Here is a 14,095-nt window from a genome sequence, read left to right as displayed (position 1 = left end):
TGCCGCGTGGGTCTGTTCTCGCGCCTGGGCCTGGGACGCTCGGCGTCCCGGGCGTCCTCCCGTGGGTCCGGCCGGGGCGGTCGGCGTCCCACCGGCCCGGACTCCGCGCACCTGGCGGAGTTCGCCGCCACGCGCACGGGCGTCGAGGCCTACGTGGAGCCGGCCACCAACGTGACGCCCACCACGCTGGTGCTCGTCGCCCAGGACGGCGAGTGGACGCGGCGCCGGGTGCCCGACCCCGCCACCGCGCGCGACTTCGCCCGCCGCACCGGCATCCCCGTGTACGACGTGAACCTCACCGGCTACCCGCAGCGCATGCGGGAGTGGACCGCCCGCAAGCGCCGCGAGGAGGGCGGGGCCTAGGCGAGGTCCTCGGCGAGGGCCACGAGGGTGCGCACGGCGTGCCCGGTGCCGCCCTTGCCGGTGTAGCCGTGCGGGCCGTGCTCGTTGAAGGCGGGCCCGGCGATGTCGAGGTGCGCCCACGGGATCCGCTCGCCGTCGGCCCCGGCGGGCACGAACTCGCGCAGGAACAGGCCGGCGACGAGCATCCCGCCGTTGCGGTCGCCGATGTTGGCGATGTCGGCCACGGGGGAGTCGAGCGAGGCGCGCAGCTCCTCCGGCAGCGGCATCGGCCAGAACTGCTCCCCGGCGCGCTCGGCGGCGGTGAGCACGGCGGTGCGCAGGGGGTCGTCGCCCATGACGGCGCTGACCCGCGATCCCAGCGCCACCACCTGGGCGCCGGTGAGCGTGGCGACGTCGACGACGGCGTCGGGCTGCTCCTCCCCGGCGGCGACGAGGGCGTCGGCCATGACGAGGCGGCCCTCGGCGTCGGTGTTGAGCACCTCGACGGTGCGCCCGCCGTAGGTGGTGAGCACGTCGGAGGGGCGCTGGGCGGTGCCGGAGGGCATGTTCTCGGCCAGGGCGAGCCAGCCGGTGACGCGCACCGGCAGGTCGAGCCGGGCGGCGGCCACCACGGCGGCGAGCACGGCGGCGGCGCCGGCCATGTCGCACTTCATGGTGACCATGCCGGTCGGCGGCTTGAGCGACAGGCCGCCGGAGTCGAACGTGATGCCCTTGCCGACCAGCGCCAGGTGCGCCTTCGGGCGGGTCGGGGCGTGCTCCACCCTGACCAGGCGCGGCGGGCGCTCGGAGCCCTGGCCCACGCCGAGGATGCCGCCGTACCCGCCGGCCGCCAGCGCCTCCTCGTCGAGCACGGTGACCTTCGCCCTGGTCCCCTTGACGGCGTCGCGGGCGAACGCGGCGAAGGTCTCGGGGTAGAGCTCGTTCGGCGGGGCGTTGACGAGGTCGCGCACGCTGGAGACGGCGTCGGCGAGCACGGCGGCGCGCTGCAGCGCGGCCGCGAGGGCCTTGTCGCGGGCCAGCGGGGTGAGCAGCTCCAGCGACGCCACCGGAGCCTTCGAGCTCTCCGCGGTGCGGGCCCGCTGGGCGCGGTAGGCGTAGGCGCCCAGCAGCGCGCCCTCGGCGACGGCGGTGGCAGCGGCGAGGTCGTCGGCGGGCAGGGCCAGCGCCGCCGACCCGACACCCGCCAGCGTGCGCACGGCGGCGCCCGTGGCGCGCCGCAGCTGCTCCGCCCCGGCCGCGCCGGCCTGGAGCGGCCCGGTGCCGGTGAGGACGACGACGGCGGCCCGCACGCCCTCCCCGGCGGGGACGCGCACCACCTCGTCGGCCTTGCCGGTCACGCCGAGCGCGGTCAGCGCGTCGGTGGACAGGGCGGCGCGCAGGGGGCGCGGGAGGGCCTCGGCGCCCAGCACCTGCGGCCCGGGGGCCACAGCGAGCACGAGCGCGTCGGCCTTGGCGCGGGCGGGGGCGGTGGTCGAGGCGCGCATCTCCGTCACGCGAGCCGAGGCTAGCCGGGACCTCTCAGCGCGGCACGAGGGGCAGGTCCAGCAGCAGCGACCCGCCCCAGGCCGCCGCGACGAGCACGACCAGCGCGAACAGGCCCACCCAGACCACGCCCGGCACGCCCGTCAGCCGGCCCAGCTGGTCGGCGTCGCTGCTGGGGGACCGCCCGCCGCGGCGCGACCGCGCCAGCTCGGCCACGCCGCGCGGCGCGCCGAGCAGCAGGCCCCACGCCAGCAGCGCCGCGACCGCCTGCAGCACCGGCGCCGGAGCCCACCAGGTCACCGCGGCCGTCGGGACGGCGGTGGCCGCCAGCGCACCGACCGCCCGCCACCCGCGCACCTGCACCGCTAGCAGCGCGAGCGCGAGCAGCACGGCCCACAGCACCGCCGCCGGGCGTCCCGCGGCCAGCAGCGCCGCGGCGCCCAGGCCCACCAGCGCTGGGGCGGGGTAGCCCGCCAGCAGCACCGCCACCACGCCGAGGCCGCGCGCCGGCCCCACGGACACCGTCACCGCGGAGGCGTCGGGGTGCAGCCGGATGCCCCGCAGCCGGCGCCCGGACAGGGCGGCGACGAGCCCGTGCCCGCCCTCGTGCGCGAGCACCAGGGCGGTGCGCCAGGCCCGCCAGCTCGGCCGCCAGGCCACCACGGCCAGCGCCACCAGGCCCGTGACCACCGCGGTCTGCAGCGGCAGCGCGGGCGCGAGCGCCGTCGCGCGCGACCACGCCTCGGCCAGCCACATCACGGCTCGCTGAGCCGACCGGCCTCGACGTGCCAGCGGCGGGTCAGGCGCACCGCCTCGAGCAGCCGGCGGTCGTGGCTGACCAGCAGCAGCGTGCCGGTGTAGGCCTCCAGGGCCTCCTCGAGCTGCTCGATGGCCGGCAGGTCGAGGTGGTTGGTCGGCTCGTCCAGCACCAGGAGGTTGACCCCGCGGGCCTGCAGCACCGCCATCGCGGCGCGGGTGCGCTCGCCCGGCGAGAGCGTGCTCGCCGGCCGCAGCGCGGTGTCGCCCCTGAGGCCGAACTTCGCGAGCAGCGTCCGCACCTCCGCCGGCGGCGGCTCGTCGGGGAGCTGCGCGCGCACGGCCTCCAGCAGCGGGCCCGCCGACCGGGAGCCCAGCGACCTGCGGGCCTGGTCCACCTCACCGACCTGCGTGCTGGCGCCCAGGGAGGCCGTCCCCCCGGCCAGCTCGGCCCGGCCGAGCAGCGCGGCGAGCAGCGTGGTCTTCCCGGCGCCGTTGGGACCGGTGATGCCGATCCGGTCCCCGGCGTCCACCTGTGCGCTCACCGGCCCGAGGGCGAAGCCCCCGCGGCGCACCACGGCACCGGACAGCACCGCGGCCACCGACGACCCGCGCGGCGCGGCGGCGATGGAGTAGCGCAGCTCCCACTCCTTGCGGGGCTCCTCCACCACCTCCAGGCGCTCGATGCGCCGCTCGGTCTGGCGGGCCTTGGCGGCCTGCTTCTCGGTGGACTCCCGCTTGAAGGCCCTGGAGACCTTGTCGGGGTCCTTGGCCTTCCTGACGGCGTTCTTGACGCCCTTGTCCATCCAGGCGCGCTGCGTGCGGGCGCGCTCCTCCAGACCGGCCTTCGTGCCGGCGTACTCCTCGTACGCCTCGCGCGCGTGCCGGCGGGCCACGGCGCGCTCCTCGAGGTAGGCCTCGTAGCCGCCGCCGTAGACGCCGACCTGCTGCTGGGCGAGGTCGAGCTCCACCACGGTGGTCACGGTGCGGGTGAGGAACTCGCGGTCGTGGCTGACGACGACGACGCCGGCGCGCTGGTCGGCCACGAACCGCTCCAGCCGTGCGAGGCCGGCGAGGTCGAGGTCGTTGGTGGGCTCGTCGAGCAGGAGCAGGTCGAAGCGCGACAGCAGCAGCGCCGCCAGGCCCGCGCGAGCCGCCTGACCGCCCGACAGGGACGTCATGGGGGCGTCGGTGGGCACGTCCAGGCCCAGGCCGGCCAGCACCGCCGGGACGCGGTCCTCCAGGTCGGCCGCGCCGAGGGCCATCCACCGCTCGAACGCCGCCGCGTAGGCGTCGTCGGAGCCGGCGTCGCCGCGCTCGAGGGCCGCCAGGGACGCGTCGAGCCCCTCCTGCGCCGCGGCCACGCCCGTCCGACGGGCCAGGTGCGCGGCCACGGTCTCGCCCGGCCGCCGGTCGACCTCCTGCGGCAGCCAGCCGACCGCGGCGCCGGGGGGCGAGAGCACCACGGAGCCGGCAGCAGGGTCGTCGACGCCCGCCAGCAGCCGCAGCAGCGTCGACTTGCCGGCGCCGTTGGCGCCGACCAGGCCGACGACGTCGCCGGGGGCCACCACGAGGTCCAGGCCGCTGAACAGGGTCCGGTCGGCGTGGCCGGCGGCGAGCCCCCGGGCCACGAGGGTCGCGCTCACCGCTGCGTCACACCGCCAGCTCGGAGACCACGTCGGCCTCGAGCCCCGACAGGTCCAGGACGTCGGTGGCGGCGTCGTCGAGGCGGTCGGACAGCGCGTCGACGCCGGGGGACAGGACGAGCAGCGGACCGGTCTCGGCGAGCGCGGCGAAGATGCCGTCGTTGCTGACCACGAGCACCTGGGGACCGTCCTCGCCGGCGTCCAGGGCGGCGCGCGCGTCGGCCGCCGCGGCCTCGAGCAGCACGTGGTCGGCCACGTCGGAGCCGTCGGCCACGGGCACGGCGCGGCTGGCGAACTCGGCGAGGTGCGGGCGGGCGCGCTCCACGGCGCCGGCCTGCCCGGCCAGGTGCGCGGTGTCGGCCTGGCGGGCGAGGGTCACCACGGCCGCCATCCGCGCCCGCCAGCGGGCGGGCCCGGCGCGGAGGTTGTCGAGGTCCACGAGGAGCACGCGCCTCACGGGCAGCGACATCCACAGCGGACGGTCGGTGAGCAGCGCGCACAGGGCGTCCGCCAGCGGGTCCGGTGCAGCGGGGACCTCCTGGCGCCGCGGCCTGCGGGCGCGCAGCGCCGACAGGTCGACCCACTCGTAGTCGTCGGCCTCGCTCGGCCCGCCTCCCAGCCCCACGCGCGACATCCTCGCAGCCGGACCTAGCGTGGCGGCATGAGCGCCGCACCCGCTTCAGCCCAGACCCGGTGGACGTGGGCCTTCGAGGACGCCGACGGGGGCCCGGTCACCCCCGCCGGCGTGCAGCAGCCCGAGGCCGGGTTCGGCGCCCAGGCGGACGCGGAGTCGTGGGTGGGACTGCAGTGGCGGGCGCTGCTGGGCGAGGGCGCCGAGGGGGCGGTGCTGCTGCGCGACGGCGCGCGGGTCTACGGCCCGATGCCGCTGCGACCCGCCGAGTAGTCCCTCGGGGACTCAGCCGACCTGCTGGCCGCGGGCGACCTGCGGCTTGGGGATGCGGCTGCGCCGCAGCTGCAGCGCGCGCATGACGGCGTAGCCGACCACCCCGGTGCGCACGAGGGCCTCGGGGCCGAACTTCGCCTCCACCAGCCGGCGCACCTTCCGGCGGAGCAGCAGGGAGTCGACGACGACGGCGATGAGGCCGACGTACAGCAGCGCGTAGGACGCCAGGAACAGCACGTTGTTGCCCGAGCTGCTCACGCCCAGCTGCACGAGCAGCAGCACGAGGACGAACGGCAGGAAGTACTCGCCGAGGTTGCGGCGGGCGTCGACGACGTCGCGGACGAACCGCTTGACGGGGCCGCGGTCGCGCAGGGCGAGGTACTTCTCCTCGCCGTTGACGCGTCCCAGCTGCACGCGGCGGCGCTCGGCCCGCAGGGCCTCCTTGGAGCTGGCGCTGGCCGCCTTGCGGTCCGTCGGGACCAGGGGACGGCGGTTGGCCGCCTCGCGCTCGGCGCGGGTCGGCGTGGGCCGGCCCTTGCCCTGCCCCGGGGTGGCCGTGGGCTGCTCCGCCGGCTGGGCGGGCGCAGCCGGCTCCTTCGTCCGTCCGAACACGGGTCAAGAGTAGGTCAAGAGCCGCTGGCCTCGTGGACCATGTACTCCGCCAGGCGGTCGCCGTAGCGCGACCGCACCCGCTCGCGCACGCCCTGGTCGTGGCGCGGGACGGGCTCGAGGAAGACCTCGGCGACGTCGGGGAACGCCTCCCTGACCCCGTCGCCGATGCGGACCGTCGCGCGCTCGACGTCCGCCGCGCCGAGGTCGTCGTCCAGGTCGAGGCGCGCGCACACCAGGACGCTGTCGGTGCCGAGCGTGAGGGTGAGCAGGTCGACGACGGCCTCGACCTCGGGCTCGTCGCCGAGGTGCACCAGCACGGCGCGCACCAGGCGCGGGTCGGCCTGGACGTCGGTGAGCAGGCGCTTGTTGGCCAGCCCCAGGCGCAGGGCCACGGCGGCGAGCAGCACGGCGATGGCCAGCGAGGCGACGCCGTCCCAGTACGCGTGGCCGGTGACCTGGTGCAGGACGTTCCCGGCCGCGGCGAGCACCAGGCCGATGAGGGCGGCGGAGTCCTCGAAGACCACGGTGGTGGCGGTCGGGTCGTCGCTGGTGCGCAGGAAGTCGCGGAAGCCGAGGCGGTGCTGGCGGGCCTCGCCGCGGGTCTGCTGCAGCCCGCGCAGCAGCGAGACCCCCTCGAGGACGAAGGCGACGCCCAGCACCACGTAGTTGATGAGCGGCGACTCGACGTCGTGCTCGCCCGACGTCAGCGCGTGCACGCCCTCGTAGGCGGAGTAAAGCGCGCCCGTCACGAAGATCGACCCCGCCGCCAGCAGCGCCCAGAAGTAGCGGACGCGGCCGTAGCCGAAGGGGTGGGCGCGGTCCGCGGGCCTGGTGCTGCCCTTCAGCGCGATGAGCAGGAAGACCTGGTTGAGGGTGTCCGCGAAGGAGTGCGCCGTCTCCGCCGCCATCGACGCGGAGCCGGTGATGACGGCCGCCACGCCCTTGGCCACCGCCACGGCGAGGTTCGCGCCCAGGGCCACGAGGACGGTGATCGTGCTCTCGCCACCGGGTCGCCCGTCGGACGCGGGCGCGGAGGGTGCAGCGGTGTCCTGAGGCACGCGCTGAGCCTGCTCCTGCTCGGACCGCTCCGCGCGCCGAGGGGCGTCGGTCGTAGCGTCGGGTGCATGACGAGCCCCCAGACGCGCAGCGTGGAAGACGCCGTCCGCACGATCCTGCCGGGCGTCCGCGCCGACCTCGAGGCCCTGGTCCGCATCCCGAGCGTCTCCGCCACCTCGCCCGAGCAGGTGCACCGCAGCGCCGCCGCCGTCGTGGAGCTCCTGCGCTCCGCCGGCCTCGACGACGTGCGGGTCCTCTCCTCCGCCCGGCCCGACGGCAGCCCGGGGATGCCCGCGGTGGTCGGCCGCCGGCCCGCCCCCGCCGGCGCGCCCACCGTGCTGCTCTACGCCCACCACGACGTCCAGCCGCCGGGCACCCCGGAGGGCTGGGCCAGCCCCGCCTTCGAGCCGACCGAGCGGGACGGCCGCCTGTTCGCCCGCGGCGCCGCCGACGACAAGGCGGGCGTGCTCGTGCACGTCGGGGCGCTGCGCGCGCTCCTGCCGACCTGGGGCCCGGACGAGGGCGTCGGCGTCGTCGTCTTCGTCGAGGGGGAGGAGGAGGTCGGCTCGCCGTCCTTCTCGGCCTTCCTCGCCGAGCACCGCGAGGCGCTCGCGGGCGGGTCGGGCTCGGCCGGGCCCGACGTCGTCGTCGTCGCCGACTCCGACAACTGGTCGGTCGACACCCCCTCGCTGACCACGAGCCTGCGGGGGCTGGTCGACGCGACCGTCACCGTGCGCACGCTCGACCACGCCGTCCACTCGGGGATGTACGGCGGCCCCGCGCTCGACGCCACCACGGCGCTGGTGCGGCTGCTGGACCGCCTGCGCGACGACGACGGCGCGATCGCCGTGCCCGGCCTGCGCCCCACCGACGGGCCGGAGCCGACCGGCCTTCCGGAGGTCACCGAGGAGCGCTTCCGCGCCGACGCCGGGGTGCTGGACGGCGTGGCCCTGCTCGGCTCCGGGCCCCTCGCCCAGCGCCTGTGGCACCGGGCCGCGCTCACGGTGATCGGGGTGGACGTCACGCCGATCGAGAAGGCCTCCAACACGCTGGCCCCCTCCGCCCGCGCCCGCCTGTCCCTGCGCGTGCCGCCGGGTCTCGCGCCGGCCGAGGCGTTCGGGCTGCTGCGCGACCACCTGCTCGCCACCGCGCCGCTCGGTGCGCGCGTGGAGGTGGAGCTGGACGAGTCCGGCCGGGCCTTCTCCGGCGACGTCGACGGGCCCGTGTACGACGCCGCCCGCTCCGCCCTGGCCCGCGCGTGGGGGCTGGCCTCCGCCGACGACGTCGTCCACGCGGGCGTCGGCGGGTCGATCCCCTTCATCGCCGAGCTGGTCGAGGCGTTCCCGGGCGCCACCGTGCTGGTCACGGGTGTGGAGGACCCCGACACCCGCGCCCACGGGCACGACGAGTCGCTCTCGCTGGCCGTCTTCGAGCGCGCCCTGTTCGCGGAGGCGCTGCTGCTGGACTCCCTGTCACCGGAGCGCTGAGGTGAGGGTGCTGGTCGCCCCGGACGGGTTCACCGGCACCCTGTCCGCCCCCGAGGCGGCGCGGGCGCTGGCGGACGGCTGGCTGTCCGCGCGCCCCGGCGACGAGGTGGACCTGTGCCCCCTGTCCGACGGCGGCCCCGGCTTCCTCGACGTGCTCGAGGCCGCCGCCCCGGCCTCCCGCAGGCTCGAGGTGCCCACCACGGGGCCGCTGGGCGGGCCCGTCACCGCGCCCGTCCTGCTCCTCGGGGGCACGACGACGACGGCGGCGGTCGAGTCCGCCCTGGCCTGCGGCACCGCCCTGCTGCCGCCCGGTCCCGCCGCGGAGCGCGACGCGCTGGCCGCCACCACCGCCGGTGTGGGGGCGCTGCTGGCCGCCGCCTGCGGGGCCGGGGCGCAGCGGGTGCTCGTGGGGCTGGGCGGCAGCGCCACCACCGACGGGGGAGCCGGGGCGCTGGCCACCCTGGCCGGCGCCCCCGACGCGGTGCTCGCCTCCGGCGGCGGGAGCCTGCGCGGGGTTCGAGGCGATCACCTGGCCTGGCTGGCCGACCTGCGCGAGGCCTGGGCCGGGGTCGACCTGGTCGCCGCCACCGACGTCGACGTCCCCCTGCTCGGCCCGCACGGCGCCGCCCGCGGCTTCGGCCCGCAGAAGGGCGCCTCGCCCGCCGACGCCGACCTGCTCGAGGAGGCGCTGGCGGCCTGGCGCGACGCCGTCGAGGAAGCGTGCCCCGCCGCGGCCGGCCTCGCGGACCTGCCCGGCGCCGGCGCGGCGGGCGGCCTCGGCCACGGCCTGCTCGTCCTCGGCGGCCGCCGTGAGGCGGGTGCGCGGGCCGTGGCGCGGGCGGTCGGGCTGGCCGAGCGCGCGGCCGCCGCCGACCTGGTGCTCACCGGGGAGGGCTGCCTGGACTGGCAGTCCCTGCGCGGCAAGGTCGTCGCGCAGGCCGCGGAGGTCGCAGCGGGGGCGGGCGTCCCCGTCGTCGTCGTCGCGGGGCAGGTCCGCCTGGACGCCGCGCAGGCGGCGGCGGGAGGGCTCGCGCTGGCCCGCGCCGTCGTGGAGCGGCCGGAGGAGCTGGAGGCGTCGCTGGCGGCGCCGGGCCCGGCCCTGGCCGCCAGGACCGCCCAGGTGGCCCTGACCTGGCCGCAGCGGGCGTAGCCTGGCCGGGAACAGCGGTGCCGCGCTCGGCGTTGCAGCCCGCAGACAAGCCCCTGTGCGAGGAGGACCCGTGACCGAACTGGCTGACACGCCCACCACCAAGGAGCACGGCGTCGAGCTGACCGACGTCGCCGCGGAGAAGGTGCGCAGCCTGCTCGAGCAGGAGGGCCGTGACGACCTGCGCCTGCGCGTCGCCGTGCAGCCCGGTGGCTGCTCGGGCCTGATCTACCAGCTGTACTTCGACGAGCGCTTCCTCGACGGGGACGCCGCCCGCGACTTCAGCGGGGTCGAGGTCATCGTCGACAAGATGAGCCGCCCCTACCTCGAGGGCGCGGTCATCGACTTCGCCGACTCGATCGAGAAGCAGGGCTTCACCATCGACAACCCCAACGCGCAGAGCAGCTGCGCCTGCGGCGACTCCTTCCACTGAGCCGCACGCTCCCGCTGGAGCCGCCGCCGTCCCCGTTCGCCGCGGGGCTGGCGGCGGCTCTCGCGCGTCTGGAGGCCGCAGCGCTGGCCGGGGACGACGTCGGCGAGGTGGCCGGCACCGGGGGGGACCTCGAGCCCGGGACGCTGCTCGCGGCCTACCGGCTGGGGATGTTCCCCATGGGCCTGGGTGGGGGAGGGGCCGGCCCGCTGGGCTGGTGGACCCCCGACCCGCGCGGCGTGCTGCCGCTGGACGGGCTGCGCGTCTCCCGCTCGCTGCGGCGCTCGGTGGTGCGCCTGGCCACCACGGTGGACGCCGCCTTCGACGACGTGGTCGCCGGGTGCGCGGACCCCGCGCGGCCGCACCGGTGGATCACCCCGGAGGTCGCCCGCGCCTACGGGCGCCTGCACCGCCTCGGCTGGGCGCACTCGGTGGAGGTCTGGGACGGGTCGCCGGGGGAGCGGCTGGTGGGCGGCCTGTACGGGGTGTCCGTGGGCGGCCTGTTCGCCGGGGAGTCGATGTTCTCGCGCGCCACCGACGCCTCCAAGGTGGCGCTGGTGCGGCTCGTGGCCGTGCTCCGCGCGGACGGCGACCCGCGCCGCCTGCTCGACGTGCAGTGGCGCACGGACCACCTCGCCTCCCTCGGCGTGGTGGAGGTCTCGCGGCGCGAGTACGCGGCGCGGCTGCGGACGGCGCTGGAGGCTCCCCACCCGGCGTGGTGAGTGGGGCAGGTCACAGGTGCGTCGCGGGGGCGCCCCAGGCGGGGCTGCCAGGGTGACCGCGCGGTACTGTGCCGTCGATCCGGGTCCTCGCCGCGGCGCCCACGCGGCGGGTGGCACCAGGGCCTCCAGACGAGCAGGAGCGCACGTGTCGCAGCAGCACCGCACGCGGACGACGAGGAGCAGGTCGGGGACCGCGAAGGCGGCCGTCGCCTGGGCCGTCATCGCCTCTTCCGCCACCTTCGTGACCACCGGCTGCACCGCCGCCGTCAACGCCGACGTCGCGCGGGGCTGGCTGCCGCCGGAGACCGAGGGCGCCACCACCACGACGGACCTGTCGGAGAACCTGTGGGTCGGCTCCTGGATCGCCGCGCTCGCGGTCGGGGTCATCACCTGGGGCCTGATCATCTACTGCATCGTGAAGTTCCGGCGGCGTCGCGGCGAGGCGGGCCTGCCCCCGCAGCTGCGCTACAACGTGCCGGTCGAGATGCTCTTCACGATCATGCCGCTGTTCATGGTGGGCGTGCTCTTCTACTTCACCGCCCGCGACCAGCACATCCTCGAGAACCGCTACGACGAGCCCGCGGTGAACATCGAGGTGGTCGGCAAGCGCTGGGGCTGGGACTTCAACTACACGGACGCGGGCGTCTTCGACGCCGGCATCCAGGCGCAGGAGACGCCCGACGGCCTCGACTTCGACGCGCCGGGCACGATCTCCACGCTGTACCTGCCCGTGAACGAGAAGATCGAGCTGACGCTCACCGCGCGCGACGTCATCCACGACTTCTACGTGCCGGCCTTCTCCTACAAGAAGGACGTCATCCCCGGGCGCACCAACTACATGAGCATCACCCCCACCAAGGAGGGCACGTTCATCGGCCGCTGCGCCGAGCTCTGCGGTGAGGGGCACAGCCGCATGATCTTCAAGGTCGCGGTGGTGTCGCAGGAGGCCTACCAGCAGCGCCTCGAGGAGCTGCGCGCCGCCGGCAACGTCGGCCAGCTCGGGCCGGAGATCGGCCCGGCGCACAGCCTGGGCGAGGACAGCAACGTGCCGGGCGGCGGCGACCAGGTCGAGGACCAGCAGGGCGAGAACGCCGGCGGTCAGAACGCTGAGGGGAGCAACGGATGACCACCTACTACGAGGCCGGCGGCGTCGCCGCCGCCTCGCGGTCACGCGCCATCAGCGACCGCGAGTCGATGGGCCGCATCGTCGTCAAGTGGGTCACGAGCACCGACCACAAGGTCATCGGTGCGATGTACATGATCTCCAGCTTCATCTTCTTCCTCATGGGCGGCGTCATGGCGCTGCTCATCCGGGCGGAGCTGTTCGAGCCCGGCCTGCAGGTGGTGCAGACGGCGGAGCAGTACAACCAGCTCTTCACCATGCACGGCACCGTGATGCTGCTGCTCTTCGCCACGCCCCTGTTCGCCGGCTTCGCCAACGCGATCATGCCGCTGCAGATCGGCTCGCCCGACGTGGCGTTCCCGCGCCTCAACATGCTGTCGTTCTGGCTGTTCCTGTTCGGCTCGCTCATCGTCATGGCGGGCTTCCTCGCCCCGGCCGGCGCCGCGAGCTTCGGCTGGTTCGCCTACAGCCCGCTCTCGGACGACTCCTTCACCCCGGGCATCGGCGGTGACCTGTGGGTGCTCGGCCTGGCGATGAGCGGGTTCGGCACCATCCTCGGCGCCGTCAACTTCATCACCACGATCATCTGCATGCGCGCGCCCGGCATGACCATGTGGCGCATGTCGCTGTTCACCTGGACGGTGCTCATCACGAGCGTCCTGGTGATCATGGCCTTCCCGGCCCTGGCCGCCGCGCTGTTCGCGCTCGCCGCGGACCGCATCTTCCAGGCGCAGGTGTTCAACCCCGAGAACGGCGGCGCCATCCTCTGGCAGCACCTGTTCTGGTTCTTCGGGCACCCCGAGGTGTACATCATCGCGCTGCCGTTCTTCGGCATCATCAGCGAGGTCCTGCCGGTCTTCAGCCGCAAGCCGCTCTTCGGCTACAAGTCGCTGGTCTACGCGACCATCGCGATCGCTGGCCTGTCGGTGGCGGTGTGGGCGCACCACATGTACGTCACCGGCGCGGTGCTGCTGCCGTTCTTCGCCTTCACCACGATGCTCATCGCGGTGCCCACGGGCGTGAAGTTCGTGAACTGGATCGGCACCATGTGGGGCGGCTCGATCACCTTCGAGACGCCGATGCTGTGGTCGATCGGCTTCCTCATCACGTTCCTGTTCGGCGGCCTGACCGGCATCATCCTCTCGAGCCCGCCGCTGGACTTCATCGTCTCGGACAGCTACTTCGTGGTGGCGCACTTCCACTACGTGGTGTTCGGCACCGTGGTGTTCGCGATGTTCGCCGGCTTCTACTTCTGGTGGCCGAAGTGGACCGGGCGGATGCTCGACGAGAAGCTCGGCAAGTGGCACTTCTGGCTGCTGTTCGTGGGCTTCCACGGCACGTTCCTCATCCAGCACTGGCTGGGCGTGCGCGGTTTCCCGCGCCGCTACGCGGACTACTCGCCGACGGACCAGTTCACGTGGATGAACCAGGTGTCGACCGTGGCCTCCTTCATCCTCGCGGCCTCCTTCATCCCGTTCCTGTGGGCCGTCTACAAGGGCGTGCGCTCGCCCAAGGTCGAGGTCGACGACCCGTGGGGCTTCGGCCGCTCGCTCGAGTGGGCCACGGCCTGCCCGGTGCCGCGCCACAACTTCACGTCGCTGCCCCGCATCCGCAGCGAGTCGCCCGCCTTCGACCTGCACCACCCGGAGGTGGCAGCGGCAGACCGCGCCACGCCCGACCAGAACCTGCTCGACAAGCTGGTCGGCGAGCCCGACCTCCGGGGGAAGTGAGGCACCCGTGAAGACCGAGTTCTGGACCTTCGGCGGCGGGGCGTTCTTCTTCCTCCCGCTGGCCGTCGTGTACGGCGTGCTGTCCGACTGGGAGCCCGTCGGAACCGTCTGCCTGTTCCTCACCGGCGGCCTCGCCAGCCTCATGGGCGCCTACCTGTGGCTGACCTCGCGGCGCATCGACCCGCGCCCCGAGGACGACGCCTTCGGTGAGATCGCGGACGGTGCCGGCGAGCAGGGCGTGTTCCCGCCCCACTCCTGGTGGCCGCTGGCCATCGGCCTGTGCATCGCACTGGTCGTCTGCGGCCTGGCGGTCGGCTGGTGGATGTCCCTGCTGGGCGGCATCCTCGCGATGGTCTGCCTGGTCGGCTGGCTGTTCGAGTTCTACCGCGGGGCGCACGCGCACTGAGCCGCGTCACCGCCTGACGACGAGGGCCCCGGAGCACCACGCTCCGGGGCCCTCGTCGTCGTCGGCTACCGCAACCGGCCGCTCGGCGGTGACGGCTCACGCACTTTCCGCGGAGAGCGCGCCAAGGAGACGCCGGGTGGCGCACTTCCCGCGGAAAGTGCGCCAGAGCTGCCGACGAGGTGCGCATCGGCCGAGCTGGGACGCCTTCGCCACCGCAGCCGGGCGCCTGGT

The 14,095-nt window shown here is 75.3% G+C and carries 15 protein-coding genes; 9 read left to right on the top strand and 6 right to left on the bottom strand.

All coding sequences use genetic code 11. The features are described from left to right. Nucleotides 1–6: 6 nt before the first annotated feature. Complete coding sequence (locus FHN55_RS07685) at nt 7–363, top strand: oxidoreductase (RefSeq protein ID WP_139711729.1); 357 nt, start codon at nt 7–9, stop codon at nt 361–363. Here FHN55_RS07685 and FHN55_RS07680 read toward each other — a convergent pair. The 4 genes from FHN55_RS07680 to FHN55_RS07665 are packed head-to-tail and all read right to left on the bottom strand — an operon-like array spanning nt 360 to nt 4,872. After that, nucleotides 360–1,856, bottom strand: coding sequence for a leucyl aminopeptidase (locus FHN55_RS07680; protein WP_218974439.1), 1,497 nt, complete (start codon nt 1,854–1,856; stop codon nt 360–362). The two genes, FHN55_RS07685 and FHN55_RS07680, sit on opposite strands and share 4 nt — an antisense overlap. A gap of 25 nt (nt 1,857–1,881) precedes the next feature. After that, nucleotides 1,882–2,601, bottom strand: a complete 720-nt coding sequence (locus FHN55_RS07675; RefSeq protein WP_139711728.1) for a M50 family metallopeptidase — start codon at nt 2,599–2,601, stop codon at nt 1,882–1,884. After that, nucleotides 2,601–4,247: an ABC-F family ATP-binding cassette domain-containing protein gene (locus FHN55_RS07670; RefSeq protein ID WP_139711727.1), complete on the bottom strand. Its 1,647-nt coding sequence runs from the start codon at nt 4,245–4,247 to the stop codon at nt 2,601–2,603. The genes FHN55_RS07675 and FHN55_RS07670 overlap by 1 nt, the downstream gene beginning before the upstream one ends. Nucleotides 4,248–4,254: 7 nt before the next feature. Next, a complete protein-coding gene (locus tag FHN55_RS07665) occupies nt 4,255–4,872 on the bottom strand; it encodes a hypothetical protein (RefSeq protein ID WP_139711726.1) in 618 nt (205 codons plus the stop codon). 36 nt (nt 4,873–4,908) lie between these two features. Here FHN55_RS07665 and FHN55_RS07660 point away from each other — a divergent pair, with 36 nt between their 5' ends. Further along, complete coding sequence (locus FHN55_RS07660) at nt 4,909–5,151, top strand: hypothetical protein (protein WP_139711725.1); 243 nt, start codon at nt 4,909–4,911, stop codon at nt 5,149–5,151. Between the two features lie 12 nt (nt 5,152–5,163). Here the strand turns inward: FHN55_RS07660 and FHN55_RS07655 are convergent, their stop codons facing one another. Next, nucleotides 5,164–5,763 carry a DUF3043 domain-containing protein gene (locus FHN55_RS07655; RefSeq protein ID WP_139711724.1) on the bottom strand — a complete coding sequence of 200 codons (600 nt, stop codon included), beginning with the start codon at nt 5,761–5,763 and terminating at the stop codon, nt 5,164–5,166. Nucleotides 5,764–5,777: 14 nt separating this feature from the next. Continuing rightward, nucleotides 5,778–6,821 (bottom strand): cation diffusion facilitator family transporter, encoded by a 1,044-nt coding sequence (locus FHN55_RS07650; protein WP_139711723.1) that lies wholly within the window; start codon nt 6,819–6,821, stop codon nt 5,778–5,780. A gap of 66 nt (nt 6,822–6,887) precedes the next feature. Between FHN55_RS07650 and FHN55_RS07645 the strand changes: the two genes are divergently transcribed. The 7 genes from FHN55_RS07645 to FHN55_RS07615 all read left to right on the top strand — a co-directional run bounded on the left by FHN55_RS07645 (nt 6,888) and on the right by FHN55_RS07615 (nt 13,864). Next, complete coding sequence (locus FHN55_RS07645; RefSeq protein ID WP_139711722.1) at nt 6,888–8,306, top strand: M20/M25/M40 family metallo-hydrolase; 1,419 nt, start codon at nt 6,888–6,890, stop codon at nt 8,304–8,306. 1 nt (nt 8,307) lies between these two features. Continuing rightward, nucleotides 8,308–9,456, top strand: coding sequence for a glycerate kinase (locus tag FHN55_RS07640; RefSeq protein ID WP_139711721.1), 1,149 nt, complete (start codon nt 8,308–8,310; stop codon nt 9,454–9,456). A 79-nt stretch (nt 9,457–9,535) separates the two neighbouring features. After that, on the top strand, nt 9,536–9,886 hold the full coding sequence (locus tag FHN55_RS07635) for an iron-sulfur cluster assembly accessory protein (RefSeq protein WP_139711749.1): 351 nt from the start codon (nt 9,536–9,538) through the stop codon (nt 9,884–9,886). A gap of 107 nt (nt 9,887–9,993) precedes the next feature. Then, nucleotides 9,994–10,605, top strand: coding sequence for a leucyl/phenylalanyl-tRNA--protein transferase (aat, locus tag FHN55_RS07630; RefSeq protein WP_218974438.1), 612 nt, complete (start codon nt 9,994–9,996; stop codon nt 10,603–10,605). Nucleotides 10,606–10,750: 145 nt separating this feature from the next. Beyond that, nucleotides 10,751–11,731, top strand: a complete 981-nt coding sequence (gene coxB / locus FHN55_RS07625) for a cytochrome c oxidase subunit II (RefSeq protein ID WP_218974437.1) — start codon at nt 10,751–10,753, stop codon at nt 11,729–11,731. Continuing rightward, a complete protein-coding gene (gene ctaD / locus FHN55_RS07620) occupies nt 11,728–13,458 on the top strand; it encodes a cytochrome c oxidase subunit I (RefSeq protein ID WP_139711719.1) in 1,731 nt (576 codons plus the stop codon). The genes coxB and ctaD overlap by 4 nt, the downstream gene beginning before the upstream one ends. 7 nt (nt 13,459–13,465) lie before the next feature. Further along, a complete protein-coding gene (locus FHN55_RS07615; RefSeq protein WP_139711718.1) occupies nt 13,466–13,864 on the top strand; it encodes a cytochrome c oxidase subunit 4 in 399 nt (132 codons plus the stop codon). Nucleotides 13,865–14,095: the final 231 nt, after the last annotated feature.

The sequence above is a fragment of the Streptomyces sp. NP160 genome, assembly GCF_006335115.1.
GTDB lineage: Bacteria > Actinomycetota > Actinomycetes > Actinomycetales > Quadrisphaeraceae > Quadrisphaera.
Note: the sequence above shows the minus strand (reverse complement) of the source record. Positions and strands in the feature narration are given on the sequence as shown.

Bases quoted from the DNA above. Each gene is read 5' to 3' on its own strand.
- FHN55_RS07675 (WP_139711728.1), bottom strand. From the start codon at position 2,601: ATGTGGCTGGCCGAGGCGTGGTCGCGCGCGACGGCGCTCGCGCCCGCG.
- FHN55_RS07660 (WP_139711725.1), top strand. From the start codon at position 4,909: ATGAGCGCCGCACCCGCTTCAGCCCAGACCCGGTGGACGTGGGCCTTC.
- FHN55_RS07645 (WP_139711722.1), top strand. From the start codon at position 6,888: ATGACGAGCCCCCAGACGCGCAGCGTGGAAGACGCCGTCCGCACGATC.
- ctaD (WP_139711719.1), top strand. From the start codon at position 11,728: ATGACCACCTACTACGAGGCCGGCGGCGTCGCCGCCGCCTCGCGGTCA.